This window comes from Paenibacillus sp. PSB04 (assembly GCF_025809195.1).
Lineage (GTDB): Bacteria > Bacillota > Bacilli > Paenibacillales > Paenibacillaceae > Paenibacillus_AQ > Paenibacillus_AQ favisporus.
Genome location: NZ_CP081301.1, coordinates 1864449 through 1881944 on the forward strand (window position 1 = coordinate 1864449; position 17496 = coordinate 1881944).

At 54.0% G+C, this 17496-nt stretch carries 16 protein-coding genes; 11 read left to right on the plus strand and 5 right to left on the minus strand.

The features are described 5' to 3' along the window. Window positions 1-97: 97 nt before the first annotated feature. The 5 genes from K2F33_RS08820 to K2F33_RS08840 all read right to left on the minus strand — a co-directional run bounded on the left by K2F33_RS08820 (window position 98) and on the right by K2F33_RS08840 (window position 6872). Complete coding sequence (locus K2F33_RS08820; RefSeq protein ID WP_263881461.1) at window positions 98-1489, minus strand: MFS transporter; 1392 nt, start codon at window positions 1487-1489, stop codon at window positions 98-100. A gap of 261 nt (window positions 1490-1750) precedes the next feature. Then, the gene (locus K2F33_RS08825) at window positions 1751-2341 is read right to left on the minus strand and encodes a TetR/AcrR family transcriptional regulator (RefSeq protein ID WP_076172716.1); all 591 of its coding nucleotides are present in this window, start codon (window positions 2339-2341) and stop codon (window positions 1751-1753) included. Between the two features lie 252 nt (window positions 2342-2593). Continuing rightward, window positions 2594-4927: a glycoside hydrolase family 65 protein gene (locus K2F33_RS08830; protein ID WP_263881462.1), complete on the minus strand. Its 2334-nt coding sequence runs from the start codon at window positions 4925-4927 to the stop codon at window positions 2594-2596. Window positions 4928-5070: 143 nt separating this feature from the next. Beyond that, entirely contained in the window at window positions 5071-5742 is a 672-nt protein-coding gene (gene pgmB, locus K2F33_RS08835) for a beta-phosphoglucomutase (protein ID WP_212969685.1), read from the minus strand. Between the two features lie 92 nt (window positions 5743-5834). Next, window positions 5835-6872 (minus strand): LacI family DNA-binding transcriptional regulator, encoded by a 1038-nt coding sequence (locus tag K2F33_RS08840; RefSeq protein ID WP_089549206.1) that lies wholly within the window; start codon window positions 6870-6872, stop codon window positions 5835-5837. Window positions 6873-7331: 459 nt separating this feature from the next. On the opposite strand from K2F33_RS08840, the gene K2F33_RS08845 reads away from it, so the two are divergent. The 11 genes from K2F33_RS08845 to K2F33_RS08895 all read left to right on the plus strand — a co-directional run bounded on the left by K2F33_RS08845 (window position 7332) and on the right by K2F33_RS08895 (window position 17464). After that, window positions 7332-9089, plus strand: coding sequence for an alpha-amylase family glycosyl hydrolase (locus tag K2F33_RS08845; protein WP_263881463.1), 1758 nt, complete (start codon window positions 7332-7334; stop codon window positions 9087-9089). A 540-nt stretch (window positions 9090-9629) separates the two neighbouring features. After that, a complete protein-coding gene (locus tag K2F33_RS08850) occupies window positions 9630-10952 on the plus strand; it encodes a sugar ABC transporter substrate-binding protein (RefSeq protein ID WP_263881464.1) in 1323 nt (440 codons plus the stop codon). A gap of 230 nt (window positions 10953-11182) precedes the next feature. After that, the gene (locus tag K2F33_RS08855) at window positions 11183-12484 is read left to right on the plus strand and encodes a sugar ABC transporter permease (RefSeq protein ID WP_076172722.1); all 1302 of its coding nucleotides are present in this window, start codon (window positions 11183-11185) and stop codon (window positions 12482-12484) included. Beyond that, a complete protein-coding gene (locus K2F33_RS08860) occupies window positions 12481-13326 on the plus strand; it encodes a sugar ABC transporter permease (RefSeq protein WP_076172723.1) in 846 nt (281 codons plus the stop codon). Before K2F33_RS08855 ends, K2F33_RS08860 begins: the two co-directional genes overlap by 4 nt. 279 nt (window positions 13327-13605) lie before the next feature. Then, the gene (locus tag K2F33_RS08865) at window positions 13606-13812 is read left to right on the plus strand and encodes a hypothetical protein (protein ID WP_263881465.1); all 207 of its coding nucleotides are present in this window, start codon (window positions 13606-13608) and stop codon (window positions 13810-13812) included. 271 nt (window positions 13813-14083) lie between these two features. Next, window positions 14084-14713, plus strand: a complete 630-nt coding sequence (locus tag K2F33_RS08870; RefSeq protein WP_089549204.1) for a hypothetical protein — start codon at window positions 14084-14086, stop codon at window positions 14711-14713. After that, entirely contained in the window at window positions 14703-15251 is a 549-nt protein-coding gene (locus K2F33_RS08875) for an accessory gene regulator ArgB-like protein (protein WP_263881466.1), read from the plus strand. Before K2F33_RS08870 ends, K2F33_RS08875 begins: the two co-directional genes overlap by 11 nt. Next, entirely contained in the window at window positions 15229-15369 is a 141-nt protein-coding gene (locus K2F33_RS08880; protein WP_089549203.1) for an AgrD family cyclic lactone autoinducer peptide, read from the plus strand. The genes K2F33_RS08875 and K2F33_RS08880 overlap by 23 nt, the downstream gene beginning before the upstream one ends. Window positions 15370-15388: 19 nt before the next feature. Beyond that, window positions 15389-15766, plus strand: a complete 378-nt coding sequence (locus tag K2F33_RS08885; RefSeq protein WP_163880297.1) for a LytTR family transcriptional regulator — start codon at window positions 15389-15391, stop codon at window positions 15764-15766. Between the two features lie 156 nt (window positions 15767-15922). After that, entirely contained in the window at window positions 15923-16567 is a 645-nt protein-coding gene (locus tag K2F33_RS08890) for a TetR/AcrR family transcriptional regulator (protein ID WP_076172726.1), read from the plus strand. A 33-nt stretch (window positions 16568-16600) separates the two neighbouring features. Next, window positions 16601-17464: a transporter substrate-binding domain-containing protein gene (locus K2F33_RS08895; RefSeq protein ID WP_089549200.1), complete on the plus strand. Its 864-nt coding sequence runs from the start codon at window positions 16601-16603 to the stop codon at window positions 17462-17464. Window positions 17465-17496: the final 32 nt, after the last annotated feature.

The following is a 17496-nucleotide window of genomic DNA, read 5'->3' on the forward strand; positions in this document are numbered from 1 at the left end:
TGTTCAATAGAAAATTTATGAATGTCCAGCGAATCCCGCAAGGTTCCGGAATCGGCATGGAGGTTTGCGGCGGAGCCAAGTGCATGAGCGGGACGGATTATGAGCCGACACCGGCGCGTGTGTTCTGCTGCGGTGCGGCGCTGCGTCCAAAGCGGAGCAGGTAGACGCCGGCGACGATGACCATCATGACGGCCAGCACCAGGAAAATGCTGCTGTACAAATAGCTGCCCGGATACGTGTTCAGCGGGTTCCAATGGGCAGAGGAGCCGGTGTCGAGAATGCTGCTGTACACGGACGTGGCAACCGCTGCGCCGATGAAGTTCAGCATGCTGAGCAGTCCCATCCCGACGCCGGTCTCTTCCTTGGCCAGCGTGCGGGAGACGGTGTTCGAGAGCGCGACCTGCATGAAGGTCTGGCCGACATTGCTGAAAATCAGCACGATGGCGATGATCCAGGCATTGATGCCGGCAAAGGCGGAGAGGAGAAAGAAGCCGATCATTTGAAGAAGGGCTGCGATGCAGACGACGAAGAGGTTGCCCTTCAGGTCGGCGAACTTTCCTCCCGCGAAGCCGAGCAGCGCGGAAGCTGCGGCACCCGGAATCATGATCAAGCCGATGACACTGGCGTCCAGATGATTGGACCCTGCCAGCAGCTGCGGGATCAGGAACGGGATCGAGAACGCGATACAGGAAATGACGAAGGCAATGCCGATGCCAAAAGTATAGTTTAGATTCCGGAACAGCCGGGGCTGCACGAACGGATCGGCTGCTTTGCGGATGCGGATGACGAACAGGATAAGCAGCAGCACTCCGGCGGCTGCCGGAATCCAGCCTCCACCGGTCAAGGCGAACAGGATCAGGCCGGTTGCGGCGGCCAGCAGTCCGCCGCCCAGAACGTCCATGCGCCCACGGCTTTCTTTGGCATCGTCAAGGTATTTCCGGTAAAAGGGCAGGGTGAGCAGAACGAGGACCGAGAAGCAGAAGAGCCAGCGCCATCCGGCGTAGCCCATAATAAGCCCGGAGACCACGGGGGCGAGCGTATTGCCGACGGCGAGGCCGATCGCCGACTTGCCGAGGGCGCGGCCCCGGGTCTCCGGCGGGAAATAGCGGACGGGGATGATCATGGCGGCCGCCGGGATCACCGACGATCCGGCCGCCTGAAATACCCGGCCGATGACGATCATCCAGTAGGCGCCGGCGGCGAGCCCGAAGACGGAGCCGAGCACGAACACAATCAGCCCGATGGTGATCAGTTTTTTCAGGGCGTATTTGTCCGCCAACTTTCCGTAGGTCACTGAGCCGACCGCATAGACGAGCATGTAGGCGGAGGACACCCAGCTGACCTGGGCGGCGCTCAGGTGAAATTCCGCCCGGATGCCGGGCAGCGCGATATTGAACATGGAGACGTTCATGACAGAAATAACCAGTGTGAACATGAGAATCTGGATCAGTTTGTTGCCTTGATGGACGGACTCGGCTGTAGATTTCATCGTTATTCCCTTCTTTCGGATAAGTGATTAGCTGAGAAGCCATTCGGCGGCAAACAAAATGTCTGTCAGCACTTACTGACATTTAGTACAGAAAAGCGCTGTAATATGCGCTTTTTTAAGCTCAAAGCCTTTTTTTGACTGCAAAAGGGCACTAATTTCCAAGGTATAAGCCCGATTCGAAGAAATAGATGCACTTATTGGCGGTCGAGCAGCGGGTGCAACGCCACGCCGGGATAAGTAGATGCACTCTCGCGATCAAAGCTAAGGCGTTAACGCCCTGGTGAACAGCCGGACGCTTTCCTCAATAAAGGCATCTATCTCGATATCCGTAAACGTTTGGACAACATGGGTCGTATTGAGGAATGCTCCGAGATTCATCCACATAAAGGAAACCGCCGTCAGTGACGGATCCTTCGTGAACAGCTTGCCTTGATCGGACATGTGCTTGAAGTAATTCGTCAAAATTTCATGAAGCTGTCGGGGGTGGTTTTGGGTGTTATTCCTAAAACCTGGCAAATGATCTCCGACCTGCATGCTGATCATCACCAGCTTCCGGTTACGGTTCATAATTTTATGATAGGTCCGGCTAATCATAAGCAGGTCTTCGTGTAAATTTCCCGTGAGATTTTCCTTGAAGATTTTCTGCATCTCGGCTGCGTACAAATAACGGTCATACGCCTTCTCCAGCAGGTTCTGTTTGCTGCCGAAATGACGGAAGAGCGTCTTCTCGCTCAGCCCGGCTTCAGCGGCGATTTCACGTGTGGACACCCCGTCATAGCCTTTGGCAGAGATGAGGTCGATCGCGGCCTGCATCAGCTTATCCTGGGTGCATAACTGGTTGTTTTCGTTCATGTGACTCTGCCCACTTTCCATGATCTGACTGTCAGTACTTACTGTCATCTTAATCTTCGGGTTTACTCTTGTCAAGGGCAAACGCCCGCTCTTTGCATAGGAAAAAGCAGCCCGGCTTCATAAAGCCAGGCCGCTTTTCGGCGGTGGAGTTGATGTTAGTCCAAGACAGTATTCTCATTTTAGTTTACATCTGCACTGTTCCATGTCAGTTACGCTGTATTGCTCAATGTCACCTGCGCTGCGCTGCCCATGTCAGCCTACAATCGCGCTGCTGCTCGGATTGCCGATGCCTACCTGGACATGACCCAGCCCGCCGAGCTGATAGCCGCGCCCGTAAACGCTGATGCTGACCGGAGTTTCGGTCTCATTGGTCACGGTCACATCCTGTTCGCCTACCGTCACTTGGAGACGCGCCCCGCGGAACATCACTTTGAAGGAGAAGGCGCTCCAATGTCCCGGATTGAACGGATTCAGGTGCAGCACTCCATCCTTGACGCGCAGTCCGCCGAACCCGTGCACGACGGACATCCAGGTGCCGGCCATGCTGGTAATGTGGCAGCCGTCCTCGGTGTCGTTGTTGTAATTGTCCAGATCGAGGCGGGATGTGCGCAGGTACATTTCGTACGCCTTCTCCCGGTAGCCCAGCTCACAGGCGATGATCGAGTGAACGCAGGGGGAGAGGGAGGACTCGTGCACGGTCAGCGGTTCGTAAAAGTCGAAGTTCCGCTTTTTCGTATCGAGGTCATATCGGTCCCCCAGGAAAAACAGCCCCTGCAGCACGTCGGCCTGCTTGATGTACGCCGAGCGCAGGATCCGGTCCCAGGACCAGTTCTGGTTCAACGGCAGGTTCGATGGGGCCAGGTCCTTGACCGGCGTCAGATCCTTGTCGAGGAAGCCGTCCTGCTGAAGGAAAACGCCGCGCTCCGCATCGACCGGATAATACATTTTCGCAAGGATGTCGCCCCATTTGGCCGTTTCTTCGGGCGCCAGCGCCAGCTTGGCCACCAGCTCCTCGTAGTGTGCCGGGTCGCTTGCCTGAAGGTCGGACAGCACCTGCAGCGTGTATTCCATCGTCCAGCAGGCGATCCGGTTGGTGTACCAGTTGTTGTTGACGTTGTTTTCGTATTCATTCGGCCCGGTCACGCCCAGAATCATGTACTGGTCCTTGGCTGGGACGTAGTTCACCCGTTCTTCCCAGAAGCGGGAAATTTCAACGAGCACCTCCACGCCGTATTGGGCAAGGTAGCTGTCATCGCCGGTGTAGTTGACGTAGTTGTAAATGGCGTAGGCGATCGCTCCGTTACGGTGGATTTCCTCAAATGTAATCTCCCACTCGTTATGGCACTCTTCGCCGTTCATCGTCACCATCGGGTAGAGTGCGCCTTTGGCAAAGCCGAGTTTACGGGCGTTCTCGCGCGCCTTCTCGAGGTGCTTATAGCGGTAAATCAGCAGGTTGCGGGCGATCGTGGCATCCGCCGTGCTCAGATAGAAGGGCAGGCAGTAGGCTTCGGTGTCCCAGTATGTGCTGCCGCCGTATTTTTCCCCGGTAAAGCCTTTGGGCCCGATGTTCAGCCGGTCGTCCTCGCCGGTGTACGTCTGGTTCAGCTGAAAAATGTTAAATCGGATCGCCTGCTGCGCCGCCACGTCCCCTTCGATCACGATGTCGCTCTCGCGCCACTTGGCCGCCCAAGCCTGCACCTGCTCCTCATAGAGCTGCCCGAAACCGGCAGCAGCAGCTTCCTGAAGCGCCGATCGTCCGGCGTCCAGCAGTTGGGCGTACCCGTAGTCGCGCGACGTCACGTTCGCTACGTATTTGTAGATGACGGTCTCCTCATCCTGCTTGGCTTCCACCTGTACGCGGTAGCCGGCGTACTTCTCCTGCTCGATCTGCTCCAGTTCCAGCGCCAGCTTAGCGCCGTTCTGATGGATTTCAAACGTCATGACCGAGGTGACGTGAAAATCGAGCTTTTTGGTCCGGACCGTTAATGCGGCGTTGTCCGCGGTCACTTCCTTGTGCACTTCGACCCAGAACTTCTCGTCATAGTTCGAATCTTTGTTCTGCACATCGCCGTCCAAGTACGGCGTGACGGTCAGCGTTCCGCTAAAGTTCAGCGGCGTTACCGCATAGCGGATCGCTCCGATCTCATGCCGGGCCAGGCTGACGAAACGGACCGCCTCGACGCGAATCTCCTTCCCGTCCGGCAGGGCGGCGGTAAAGCTGCGCGACAGCGTACCTTCCTTCATGTTCAGCACGCGTCTGAAAGACTTGACCTGACAGGCTGCGAGATCAAGCTCGGTGCCATTAACCGAGATGCAGATGCCGATCCAGTTGGTGCTGTTCAGCACCTTGGCAAAATACTCGGGGTATCCATTTTTCCACCAGCCCACCCGTGTTTTGTCGGGATAGTAGACACCGGCCATGTAGCTTCCCTGCAGAGACGGACCGCTGTAAGCCTCCTCAAAGTTGGCGCGCTGGCCCATATATCCGTTGCCGATGCTGAAGACACTCTCGGATATTTCCTGCTGCTGGGGATCGTACTGCTCCTCGATAATATTCCATGGGTCCAACGTTAGATATTGTTTCATAGTTAACTGGCTCCTTCGGGAAAAAATGTTATTAACTCTTTGTTATGCGACGTATAATCATTGTGCTGCGCAGGACAGGGGAGTCCTGGTTTTCATCTCTGCCAGGACTCCCTGCTGCACGAACGCCGCCTGGTTCGGGGAACCTAGCGGTGAGAAACGAGCTCAAGCAGGCGGACTGTCGTCATGTCCTGCAGCGAAGGTACCACGGCATCCGCCGCGCCCAGTACTTCCGGCGAGCCAATGCCGATGCTGCGCATCCCGGCCCGCTTGGCGGCTTCGATGCCGGCCTCGGCATCCTCGAACACGACGCATTCCTGCGGCTGTGCGCCAAGCTCCCGGGCACCCAGCAGGAAAACCTCCGGATCGGGTTTGGCGCTGGCCGTTTTGGTTCCGTCGATGATTGCGTCAAAATACGGAACAAGGCCGGTGTTGTTCAGGATGGTCATCGCATTTTTGCTGGCCGACCCCAGGGCAATGCGGATTCCGTTCTCCCGCAGCTCTCGCAGGAAGGCGAGCGCCCCTGGAAGGATCTCCTGTTCATCCATATGCGAAATATACTCGACATACCAGCGGTTCTTCTTGTCGGCCAGCACGGATTTGGTCGCATCGTCCAGCTCAAGCCCGCCGACTTCAAGCAAAATGTCCAGCGACGCCATTCGGCTGACACCCTTGAGGCGCTCGTTATCCTCCGGCGTAAATACAAAGCCGAGCTCTTCGGCCAGGCGTTTCCATGCAAGATAGTGGTATTTGGCTGTGTCGACCAGGACCCCGTCCAGATCGAACAGGCAAGCTTTAATGGGGGCTGCAGCTGTCATTTGTCATTCCTCCTTATGTAGTTGTGCAAACGTTTGAACAAACGGATGAAAAGAAATGAAGCACCGGGATGCTCCACATGGTTTTGATACGTTTACGATGGTTTAGGCGGCGTAAAAATGGACGACTCCCGAATCACCAGCCGGTGGGGAATAATGTGGCGCTTCTGGAACTGCCGATCCCCGTCGTGCTGAATGGACTGAATCAGCGCCTGGGCTGCGGTGTAGCCCAAGTTATAGATGCCGATATCCATGCTGCTGATGGGCGGCGTGGACAGTTCGGCGATGGAAATGTTGTTGAAGCTGACGATGCACAGGTCGTCCGGAACACGGTAACCGAGCTCGTGAAGTCCACGCAGGACGCCAAGCGAGACGAGATCGTCCATGACCACAAGGGCAGTGGGACGCTCAGGCAGGTTCATGAAAAACGACATCGCCCGGTAGCCACTCTCCTGGAGAAACTCGCCTTCGACGATCCAGTCTTTTCGCATCTCCAGACCGGCCTCTTTCAGAGCGTTCGTGTAACCTTTCAGCCGGTCGCGCGAGACGATGTGATTCGGAGGCCCGCTGACAAAACCAATCCGCTGGTGGCCGAGGGATATCAGATGTTTGGTCGCATCGTAAGCGGCCTGAATGTTGTCATTGTCCACGGACAGAATGTCCGGGTACTTCTCGCTGCGTCCGATCAGCACGAACGGATGGCCGTTCTGCTGCAGAAAATCGACCACCGGATCCTCTTTGCGCGAATAGAGCAGGATCGCCCCGTCAACGCGCTTGCCGTTCAGCAGCCGGGAGACGGCCTCGACCTCCTCCTTCTCACTGCCTCCGGAACTGATCAGCACATCGTATCCCGAGCGGTTGGCCTGGGTGACGATACCGCGGATCAATTCCATGAAGAACAGATTCAGGAACAGCTCTTCGGCAGGCTTGGGCAAGATGACGCAAATGCTGCTCGTCGTCTTGGAAACCAGACTTTTGGCCGTCATGTTGGGGTGGTATCCGAGCTCCTCCATGACATCCCGTACCTTCTGCGACGTTTCACGGCTGATTCTGGAGTTATTCGACAGCACTCGGGAGACGGTGGAGGGGGAAACGCCCGCTCGTTTGGCGACATCTTTAATCGTTACAGACATTTGTTACCTCCTGTGGAACCGTTTGCACTATATCGTAAATGAGAAACGGCCGTCTCATAGACGCTGGCTATTTTACAATTGCTATCTTAGCCGAAAGCCCCAAGCTTGTAAATATCCAACCTGTGGCGGCGAAAGAAGCCGGTGGGATCTGGCTTGAGGCACTTTTTACAAGCAGGAATAGGCGGCGATATTATAAAAAACCATGATATAAATAGAATAGTCAAGGAAATGAAAGATAATACAGTATGTATCGCTATATATTGCGGAAAATCGGGTATAGATCCAGCTTTTCATAGAAATTAAGCCGTCGTATTCTCCATACAGACCGGTGTCGTCCGAAAGCTGCCCAGGGTCAGTCCAGTTTGCCAGCAATTGTATCCGCTTTCTTTCCAGGTGATTGACGGGGCTGATTGGCAGTATTCTGCTCAAAGGATGCCGGATCAAGCAAAGGAGGATGTCATGAAAACAAACAAATGGGGCATGCCGGTAAGACAACAACTGCGGAGGCTGGCAGCAAGCGTAACGGCGGTATTCATGGCGGTTGCCCTGCTGTCGGGATGCAGCAGCGCGGGAAACCATGCTGCGAATGACAACGGGGCTCAAGGCCGGCCCGGTGCAGCAGCTGGCAGCCAGACGGCAGAACAACAGGGGCAGCCGGGAACGGGAACCACAGCAGGGGAACAGCGTGGCGGAACTGCCGCCACGGCCGTCGATGAGCAGCCATCGACCGTGTTCTATGAGGTGTTTGTCCGCTCATTCTATGATTCGAACGGGGACGGCATTGGCGATTTGAAGGGGCTGACACAGAAGCTGGATTACCTGAACGACGGCAATCCGGATACGACGGATGATCTCGGTGTCGGCGGCATCTGGCTGATGCCGATCCAACCTTCGCCCAGCTACCATGGGTATGACATTTCCGACTACGAGGGCATTAATCCCGATTACGGGACGCTGGAAGATCTGCAGGAGCTAATCGCCGAGGCGCACAAGCGCGGGATCAAGGTTATCATGGATTTGGTGTTGAACCACACCAGCACGCAGCACCCTTGGTTTGTCAGCGCTTCGAAGGATCCGGGCAGCCAATATAGGGACTGGTACGTGTGGGCGGAAGACCAGAAGCTTAGTCCCACCGGGGTCAGTGCGGCCGGCAGCGGCAGTCCGTGGCATGCCTTGAACGGAAGCCACTATCTGGCTACGTTCTGGGAAGGGATGCCGGATCTGAATTATGACAACCCTGCGGTTCGGGCGGAAGCCGTCCGGATCGGGCAGTATTGGCTGAAGCTCGGCATGGATGGATTCCGGGTGGACGGCGCCAAACACATTTACGAGAACCTGCAGAGTGACCGGGGCCAGGCGGCCACGGCCAAAAACACGGCGTGGTGGCAGGAATTTCGGACCGGCATGAATCCGGTGAACAAGGATGCCTATATCGTGGGTGAGGTATGGGAGAATTCGGCCGCCGCCATCGCGCCGTATCTGGATCAGGCCTTTGATTCGGGGTTTAATTTCAGCTTGGCGGAGAGTATGCTGAGCGCGGTGAAGGACGAGAGGGACAACAACCTTGCCTTTACGCTGCAGCGGACACAGCAGTTCTACGGCAAACAATCGCAGGGGCGGTTCACCGACGCCATTTTTCTGTCGAATCACGACCAGGACCGCGTAATGAGCCAGCTGGACGGAAATCCGGACCATGCGCGGATGGCCGCGGCGCTGCTGCTGACGCTGCCGGGCAACCCGTTTATTTATTACGGCGAGGAAATCGGCATGCGCGGCGTGAAGCCCGACGAGCGGATCCGGGAACCGATGGTGTGGAGCGATCTTCCCCCACAGCCCGGCCAGACGTCGTGGGAACAGCCGCTTCTCGCCGGAGAAGCAGCGAAAGGAATCAGCGTCCAGTCGGAAACGGCCGACCCGAACTCGCTGCTGTCGACCTATCGGGACCTGATCCGCTGGAGAGAGGACGTTCCCGCATTGCGGGATGGCGACATCCAGAGCTATGACTCCGGTAATCCGGCCGTGGTGTTCTTTTTGCGCCGTAGTGCACAACAAACTGTGCTAGTGTTGCACAACTTGTCAGGCAAGGAGCAGCAAGTTCAGCTCGAGGCAGGGCAGGGAGGAGGATTCGCAAAAGTGCTTAAAAACAGCAGTAAATCCATGGTTTTAGAGCAAAACTTGCTTCGCCTCCCTCCATATTCCAGTGTGGTTCTGGAATAAAATTGACGAAATTTAAAGAAATAATGCGATATAGAAAGAATTATAAAGAGAATTGCTGTTTATGTTTTATAAATGGGATAAAACACATTGTGCAAACGTTTTTACAAAAATATAGACCTTGTGTATGATAAACGCATGTTTAAAGCGCTTACTTGGTAACTTCCGCAAAAGGAAATACCGACGATTCTTGAAAAAACTGCGGATTTACGCGGATCTTACCATGTGACTGCGTGCTCGATCATTGTCCGGGAAGGGCTGCATAACATGCATTCAATCATGCCGTGCCGAGAAAGTCGCTTGCAAATGGGAAGTTAGGCATGTTTATGAAATCGTTTGCGCAAGTATGCAGGTCCTCAAGGAGAGTCGGCAGGGCACCAGTCGGCAGGCATCAGGTATTCATTGGAATCGGCGAGGTATCAGGCATGAATTGGAGTCAGCAAGAGCAGGTATTACAGGGAGTCAGCAAGGCAGCAGTATTACAGGGAGTCAGCAAGGCACTCGTGTTACGAAGTAAATGATCAGAGAGGGGTTCGTTTTGGAATGAAGATGAAAAAGGTTATGGCGCTGGTCGCAACGTTGACCATTGCATTCTCGATTACGGCGTGCGGCAGCTCCGGCAGCAAGGCGGAGGAGCAAACTCCATCGACGACAACAACCGAAACGGCGGCTACAGACGGCCAGTCGGATAACACAGCGGCTTCGGGCGACAGCCTCCAGCCGGAAGAAGGGGCTTCCCTCGTCGTATGGGAGTCCAAAGAAGAGCGCTCTTTTACGGATGAAATCGCCAAGCAGTTTACCGAAAAGTACAACGTACCGGTCAAGATTGAAGAGGTAGCGGCAACAGATCAGGTAACGAAGCTGTCCCAGGACGGTCCGTCGGGGCTTGCAGCCGACATCGTGATGTTCCCTCACGATAACCTGGGCAGAGCCGCGGCAGCGGGACTGCTGCTCGCCAACGATGCGTTCAAGGACGAAACGGTGAAAAACAACACGGAAGCCTCGATTCAAGGCGTAACCTATGACGGCGTGCTGTACGGGTACCCGAGAGCGGCCGAAACGTACGCCCTGTACTACAATAAGAGCCTTGTGAAGGAAGCGCCAAAGACGTTCGATGACGTCATTGCGTTCGGCAAAACCTTCACCGACAAAGCCAAGAAGAAATACGGCATCATGTGGGAAACAGGCAACATGTACTTCAACTATCCGTTTATCGCAACGACCGGCGGATACATTTTCGGTAAAGACGGTACGGATAAAGACGATATCGGCCTCAACAGCGAAGGCGCGGTCGAAGGCCTGAAAACCTATGTGCAGCTGAAGGAAATCCTTCCGGTGAAGAGCGGCGACATTTCGCCGGACATCAAGCGCAGCTTGTTCAACGCGGGTGACGTGGCGATGGACATTAACGGTCCGTGGGAGCTTGCCGGCTACAAGCAGGCGCTGGGCGATAACCTTGGCGTAGCTCCGATCCCTACGATCGGCGGCAAAGCGGCAATCTCGTTCTCCGGCATCAAAGCCTGGTACGTCAACTCCTTTACGCAATATCCGAATGCAGCCCAACTGTTCGCGAACTTCGCCTCCGGCAAGGATGCTCAACTGCTGCTGAACACGAAGGTTGGTTCCATCCCGACGAACAAAGAGGCGCTGGAATCCGATCAAATCAAAAACGATCCGTACATTTCGGCTTTTGCAGAGCAGACGAAAAACTCCCAGCCGATGCCTTCCATCCCGGAAATGGGCAACGTATGGAGTCCGGTGAATGCGGCGCTGCCTGAAATTTGGGACAACAACGCGGATCCGAAGGCGGCGATGGATAAAGCGGCACAGCAAATCAAAGATCTGAACAACGGCGCAACCAAGTAAGGCATCGGCGCACCGCTGTCAGGTAAGGCAAATGTTATGAATGGAAGTATGACCCGCCGCCATCAACCGCGGCGGGTCATTCCCTGACATACCGGTACCGCTGGAAAGCGCGCACGCTTCGGCTGCCGGTATCGCCTAGGAACAGGGCCGGGAAAGCGCGGCCTGTCTTCTTGGAAGCAGTACCCTCCGGGGGTGCTTCCGTTGACCCGGGGAGAGGAGAAGAGGATACGATGAACAGGCTCCGCGGCAAAGCCGCTTTACTGTCGATTATCAGCATGGGATTGGGACAAATCTATAACCGCCAATGGATCAAAGGCATCTTGTTCCTGCTGATCGAGGCTTTTGGCATTTACTACTTCATCAACAATTTGGGAAGAGCGCTTTGGGGGATTACGTCGCTCGGGGATACGCCGCGTCTGCTCGTGAAAGGCAAGTGGATCGATGGCGACCACTCCATCTTTATCATGATTCAAAGCTTGATCACGCTGCTGTTTCTGCTGATTTTTATCGTCGTATATGTCATGAACGTCAGAGACGCGTACCATACGGCGATCAAACGGGAAAACGGGCAAGTCCCGAACAGTTTCGCCAAATCCATTAAATTTGTGATGGATTATAAATTCGCCCAAGCCTTTTTGACGCTGCCGGCGCTCGGCATCTTGTTCTTTACGATCATGCCGATCCTGTTTATGATCATGCTGGCTTTTACGAACTATTCCGCACCGAACCATATCCCTCCGGCGAAGCTGGTGGACTGGGTCGGATTCCAGACCTTCAAAGATCTGGTGTCGCTGAAAACCTGGAGCCATACGTTTTTCGGCGTATTAACTTGGACCATTATCTGGGCGGTTCTGTCCACGGCGACCACGTATTTGGGCGGCCTGCTCGTTGCGCTTTTGATCAACCAGCAGGGCATCAAATTCAAGGGCATGTGGCGGACGATCCTGGTTATCCCTTATGCCATTCCGCAGCTGATTTCGCTGCTCGTCATGCGGAATATGTTTAACGGCCAGTTCGGGCCGATCAACCAGTACCTCGGCTACTTCGGGCTCGGCGGTCTTCCTTGGCTGACCGATCCGTTCTGGGCCAAGGTGACGGTTATTCTCGTCAACATGTGGGTGGGTATTCCGGTCTCGATGATTCTGATCATGGGCGTGCTCACGACCATTCCGAAGGACATGTACGAAGCGGCTGAAGTCGACGGGGCAAGCGCGTATCAGAAGTTTCGCATCGTTACGCTGCCGATGATCCTCTTCTCGACAGCACCGACACTGATCATGCAGTTTGCCGGAAACATCAACAACTTCAACATGATTTTCCTGCTGACAAACGGGAACCCGGTGGTCGGAGACTACCAGTATGCGGGAGCGACGGACCTTCTCGTGACCTGGCTGTACAAACTGACGCTGGATCAGAACAAATACAATATGGCGTCGGCCGTCGGCATCATTATCTTCCTGATTATCGCCATATTCTCCATCTACAATTACCGGCGGACCAAATCATTTAAAGAGGAGGATATGATCCAATGAGCGGACGTCAAGGCAGAAAAGCAGTTCGGCTAACGGTCAGCTACATCATTCTCATCATCATGGCCATCGGCTCGATCTATCCGGCCCTCTGGGTCATTCTCGGCTCCTTCCGCCCGGGAAAATCGCTTTACAGCAAGACGCTTCTTCCGGAAGCGTTCACGCTGGACCATTATCGGGAGCTGTTTACGTCCAGCAGCATTTTGTTCGGCCAGTGGTACATGAACACCCTGAAAATAGCCGTGTGCTCAATGATCATCGGCGTCTTCCTGACCCTGCTCACGAGCTATGCGGTGTCGCGTTTCCGCTTCAAGTGGCGCAAGACGGCTTTGTCGACCGTGCTCATCCTCGGCATGTTCCCGGGATTCATGAGCATGATCGCGATTTACCTGCTGCTGAAGGAGTGGCATTTGCTGGATACGCATCTTGCGCTAATTATCGTGTATGCGGCGGGAGCCCCGCTAGGCGGCACCTTTATCGCCAAGGGCTTTCTTGACACGATCCCGCGAACGCTGGACGAGGCGGCAAAGATCGACGGAGCGAGCAACTGGACGATTTTCAGCCGGATTATTCTGCCGCTGTCCCGGCCGATGCTGACCTATATGGCGCTGACGCAGTTCGTCGGCCCATGGGTGGACTACATCTTTGCCCGCCTCGTGCTGCGGACGAAAGAAAATTGGACGCTGGCGGTTGGATTGTTCGACATGGTCAGCACAAATCAGAATACGAATTTCACCACCTTCGCCGCAGGGGCGGTTCTGATCGCGGTGCCGATCACGATCCTCTTTATTTTCCTGCAGCGCCTGCTGGTAGACGGTTTAACATCGGGAGCGAGCAAAGGGTAAGCAGGGCGTGGGGGCTTTTTCCCCACGGGCGCTCTGCCCTGACGGGTTGGTTTTTTGGAACAAAAGAAAAACAGAAAGGCACAGCTTTCGCATCATGCATGCAGGCTGTGCCTTTTTATTTGGAGGCTGGCTGTAGCTCCAGAGTGCACCGGGTCCAATTCACGTACAATCAGGAAAGGTTTCCCTTGGATAAAAAGTACCGGATGGGGAGGGATTCGCATTCATATGAAGTATATGTTATAGAGGTGAAAAGAAATAGATCGAAGGGAGTTTACCTATATGAATCAATCATGTTTCGAAGACCGGATTTACTGTATGGGATGCGGCAAGCTCGTGAAGGAGCACCGGGCCAGACAGGTGCTGAAGACCGGATACTATATGCACACCCACCGGCTGGCGGCGGGATGCGATGAGTGCGGAGCGCATTACGTTAATTTGCTGCCGGATGAGACGGGCTCCAGAGCGGCAAGCTACCACCCTTTTTGAAAGCGTATTCAAATAAAAAGGGTTTGTGTCGATTTAACCAGGAATATGCCGTAAAAAAATTCGCTAAAACATAAAATTCCATCTTTCGTTTTTATCGACAACGTCGTATGTTTATAGTAAGTAGAAAATTCCAATTTATAAAATATATTAGGGAAGCGAAATGCACCGGGGAAGTCCCTCGGCGTATGGATGCTGGCCGCCGCCTGTGAACCGTGAGAATAACGGAAGAAAAGTCAAACATAGGAATGGTACGGTAGTAGGAGGAAGTTAGGTGGAAGCTCTCGGCTTCATGTTTTTTTCAACGCTGGAGACATTTGCGATCTATTCGCTGACGATGTCGCTGTTTAGGTTCAAAACCTCGGATTACTTGTGGCAGGCTCTGTGTGTCACGCTGCTGGCGAATGTGCAGAGCTATGTGATGCGGGACGAGCTGTCGCTGTCGTTTTCAGCACCGTTAATCACGATTCTGATTTACATTCTGCTGTATACGACCGTGATGAAGATCCCTCTGGCCTGGTCGGCCATCTGCACAATTCTGGGTTATGCGCTGTATGCGCTCATCCAGACCGTCTATGTGCTCTGGTTGTTCGGATCGGTTCAGGAAGCCAGCGCCACGGACGTTAACTCTTACAGCTTGCAGGTTGTCTCGGCGTTAACGGGACTTGGGGTATCGTGGCTCATGTACAAGTTTGGGATCGGGTTCGCCTTTGACTTTGAGAGGCTGCGCTTCAAGAAAGAGCACATCGTGCTGGTGCTGCTGATTATGGTCACGCTCGTCTCGGTGGAATTTATTTTCTATTACAACAAGGTATGGATCAACGTTCTGTTTTTCGCCTGCACGTTCGGCCTCTTTTTGTATTACACCATCCGCAAGGAGGAGGAGGATATCCATGCTGATTGAAACGGCCGCCGTACGAATCGCTGAAGGGATCAAGCGGCAGGTTCCGGATCATAAATCCTCGGTGAACATCCTCAAACATGCGATTGCCGTCATTCTGAACGTGGTGTTGATCATCGCCCTCACGCTGGTGATCGCGTTCTTCACAGGGCATATGGACCGCGCGGCGACAGCGCTGATCGGATTTGCGCTGCTGCGCCAATTCACGGGCGGTATTCATCTGAAAACCGGGGAATGGTGCGTGCTTGTCACCACCGCCTTGTTCACCCTGGTGTCGTTCATCGAGCTGTCCGCCTTCTATGTTCAAGTACTGAATGTTCTCAGCATGGTGCTTGTGGCTGTATTTTCTCCGTGCAAAATCGAAAAACAATCCAGAATACCTCGCAGGCATTACTCCAAGCTGCGGGTGATCGGAGTCCTCATTGTACTGGCCAACGTCCTGATCCAGTCGCAGACGCTTGCCGTCGTCTTCTTCGTCCAAGCTCTCAGCCTGATCCACCGAAAGGAGGTGAAACGCCATGTCACTGATCAGCAAAGTTAAGCACAGCACATTCACAGCCATTGCTTCGGCATTAACGCTGGTAGCTGTGTATCTCGTAAGTGTTGCCAGTCCTGTGTATATTTACAGCGGTGAGACGCCAGAGGAACTGCTGAAGTGAAATGGAGGAGCTGATTCAGATGCAATATCTTACGGTTTCACGAGATATTGAAGGGGAATCAGGCATCGTCAATCTTCGGGTACACGATATTTTGTTCATGGAATTCAGCATTCCGGCAGACCGGGTTGTCGTTCATACGATGGAAGAGCAGTTTTATATGAACGGCACGCTCAAATACTGGTCCGGTATGCTGAGCGCGAGCGGGTATACGTTCCGCAACGTGGACCGGAACCTCGTCAACGTGGACAGAATTATGCTGATCGACAGCGTGTACAAGAAGGCGTATTTTGAGCCGGAAATCCATAAAGGCTCCAAATGCTGCACCATGGCGTTTAAAAGGTACAACAAGATTAAAGAGGAGCTATTAGCCTATAACCCGGGAATATTGATCGTATGAAAGGAGCTGCGCTAAGCAGCTCTTTTTTTTTGCTTCTTCAACGCTTCTCAATAGGCGCAGAGCTGCTGGCGAGGAAGAAATTACGCTTGACCCCAAAGGCTTCATATACTATAGTAAACCCATCGGAATTAAATTAACTGACTCGTCAGTCAAGTGATGAAAGGGGTCCTGATTCTGCCATCGCAAACTAATGAGGAACCGCAGCGCGAGCAGGAGCTGAGGCAGGCCGCCCTCGAGCTGTTTGCACGCAAAGGTTACCATAATACAAAGATATCGGAAGTGGTGAAGGCGGCCGGCGTCTCGCAGGGGACGTTCTACTGGTATTTTGACGGGAAAGAGCAGATGGCCATCCGTTTGGTGGAGAACGGTCGGGACAAGCTGGTCGAGGTCATTGAACAGGGATACCGCAAGCATGCGGGATCTGTAGACGACATGGTGAATTCCTCAGCCAACCTGCTGACCAACCTGTTCGAGTTTGCCAATGAAAACCGGAATTTGATGGCCTTTCTGCTGATCAAGGGGCAGGGCGCCGATCCCAAGGTCCGTTCGGCGGTATCGGAAGTGTGGATCGCCTTTGAAGAGGCCTTTAAGAAAAATGTGCTTCGCGCTATTGAGTTGGGTATGCTGCCGCAGTTTACGGACGTTTCGCTGCGCGTGAACATTCTCGTGTCGCTCATCACAGGCGTTTTGACCAAATGGTTGTTCGGTCCGCTGCATGACGTGGACTACGAGCCGGTGTACACCGCCGCGCAGATTGCCGAAGAAACGGCCCGGTTCGAGTTCCGCGGGCTGCTCGGTTAAATATTAGAACCTATTCTAAGGGGGATTATAGAAATGAAGTTTAGAGTCAAATCACTATTTATGTCGCTGTCGCTGATCGCCGTTATCGCTTTGGTACTGGCCGGCTGCGGCAAAGATTCGGCGTCATCGGGCAGCAATGCTTCCGGTGGAAGCGGCAATCAGGCGTCTTCGTCGGCTGGCAATCTGCTTGAGCAGGTCAAGAAGAACGGAAAAATCAAGGTAGGTTTGATGGGTACGTATGCCCCGTATAACTTCTTGAACGACAAGAAGGAAGTAGACGGATACGACGCCGACATCGCCAAAGCGATCGCCAAGAAGCTCGGGGTTGAGGCTGAGTTCATTACCGGCGAATTTTCGGGCCTGATCGAGGGTCTGCAGCAGGGTAAATACGACGTGCTGATCAGCCAGGTGACGATCACGGATGACCGGAAGAAAACGATGGACTTCTCGGAGCCTTACATCAAGAACTCTGTGAATGTGGTCGTGAAGAGTGACAACGATACGATCAAGTCGATCGACGATTTTAAAGGCAAGAAGATCGGTGTCGGACTTGGCACCAATGACGAAAAATACCTGCGCGACGAAGCGATGCCGAAAGTCGGCAAGTTCGAAATCGCGACATACAACGACGTCATTTCGTCTCTGATGGATTTGAACACAGGCCGGATTGACGCAACGATCAACAACATGTTCGCCCTGAAGCCTCTTATCGACCAGAACCATCTGAAGATTAAAGCGGTCGGCGATTCCATCAAGGACGATTATGCCGGTGTCGCGATGCGCAAGAACAATCCGGAACTGCTGGATGCAATCAACAAAGCGCTGGACGAAATGAAGACCGACGGAACGCTGAAGGAAATCCACCAAAAATGGTTTGGCGTCGATCCAAGCTTCTAAGTTATGAGTCTTACAGCTGTGGGAGGCCGTTT

Excerpts from the sequence above, each read along its gene's own strand:
- K2F33_RS08820 (WP_263881461.1), bottom strand. The coding sequence starts at position 1,489 with ATGAAATCTACAGCCGAGTCCGTCCATCAAGGCAACAAACTGATCCAG.
- K2F33_RS08825 (WP_076172716.1), bottom strand. The coding sequence starts at position 2,341 with ATGAACGAAAACAACCAGTTATGCACCCAGGATAAGCTGATGCAGGCC.
- K2F33_RS08830 (WP_263881462.1), bottom strand. The coding sequence starts at position 4,927 with ATGAAACAATATCTAACGTTGGACCCATGGAATATTATCGAGGAGCAG.
- pgmB (WP_212969685.1), bottom strand. The coding sequence starts at position 5,742 with ATGACAGCTGCAGCCCCCATTAAAGCTTGCCTGTTCGATCTGGACGGG.
- K2F33_RS08840 (WP_089549206.1), bottom strand. The coding sequence starts at position 6,872 with ATGTCTGTAACGATTAAAGATGTCGCCAAACGAGCGGGCGTTTCCCCC.
- K2F33_RS08845 (WP_263881463.1), top strand. The coding sequence starts at position 7,332 with ATGAAAACAAACAAATGGGGCATGCCGGTAAGACAACAACTGCGGAGG.
- K2F33_RS08850 (WP_263881464.1), top strand. The coding sequence starts at position 9,630 with ATGAAGATGAAAAAGGTTATGGCGCTGGTCGCAACGTTGACCATTGCA.
- K2F33_RS08855 (WP_076172722.1), top strand. The coding sequence starts at position 11,183 with ATGAACAGGCTCCGCGGCAAAGCCGCTTTACTGTCGATTATCAGCATG.
- K2F33_RS08860 (WP_076172723.1), top strand. The coding sequence starts at position 12,481 with ATGAGCGGACGTCAAGGCAGAAAAGCAGTTCGGCTAACGGTCAGCTAC.
- K2F33_RS08865 (WP_263881465.1), top strand. The coding sequence starts at position 13,606 with ATGAATCAATCATGTTTCGAAGACCGGATTTACTGTATGGGATGCGGC.
- K2F33_RS08875 (WP_263881466.1), top strand. The coding sequence starts at position 14,703 with ATGCTGATTGAAACGGCCGCCGTACGAATCGCTGAAGGGATCAAGCGG.
- K2F33_RS08880 (WP_089549203.1), top strand. The coding sequence starts at position 15,229 with ATGTCACTGATCAGCAAAGTTAAGCACAGCACATTCACAGCCATTGCT.
- K2F33_RS08885 (WP_163880297.1), top strand. The coding sequence starts at position 15,389 with ATGCAATATCTTACGGTTTCACGAGATATTGAAGGGGAATCAGGCATC.
- K2F33_RS08890 (WP_076172726.1), top strand. The coding sequence starts at position 15,923 with ATGAAAGGGGTCCTGATTCTGCCATCGCAAACTAATGAGGAACCGCAG.
- K2F33_RS08895 (WP_089549200.1), top strand. The coding sequence starts at position 16,601 with ATGAAGTTTAGAGTCAAATCACTATTTATGTCGCTGTCGCTGATCGCC.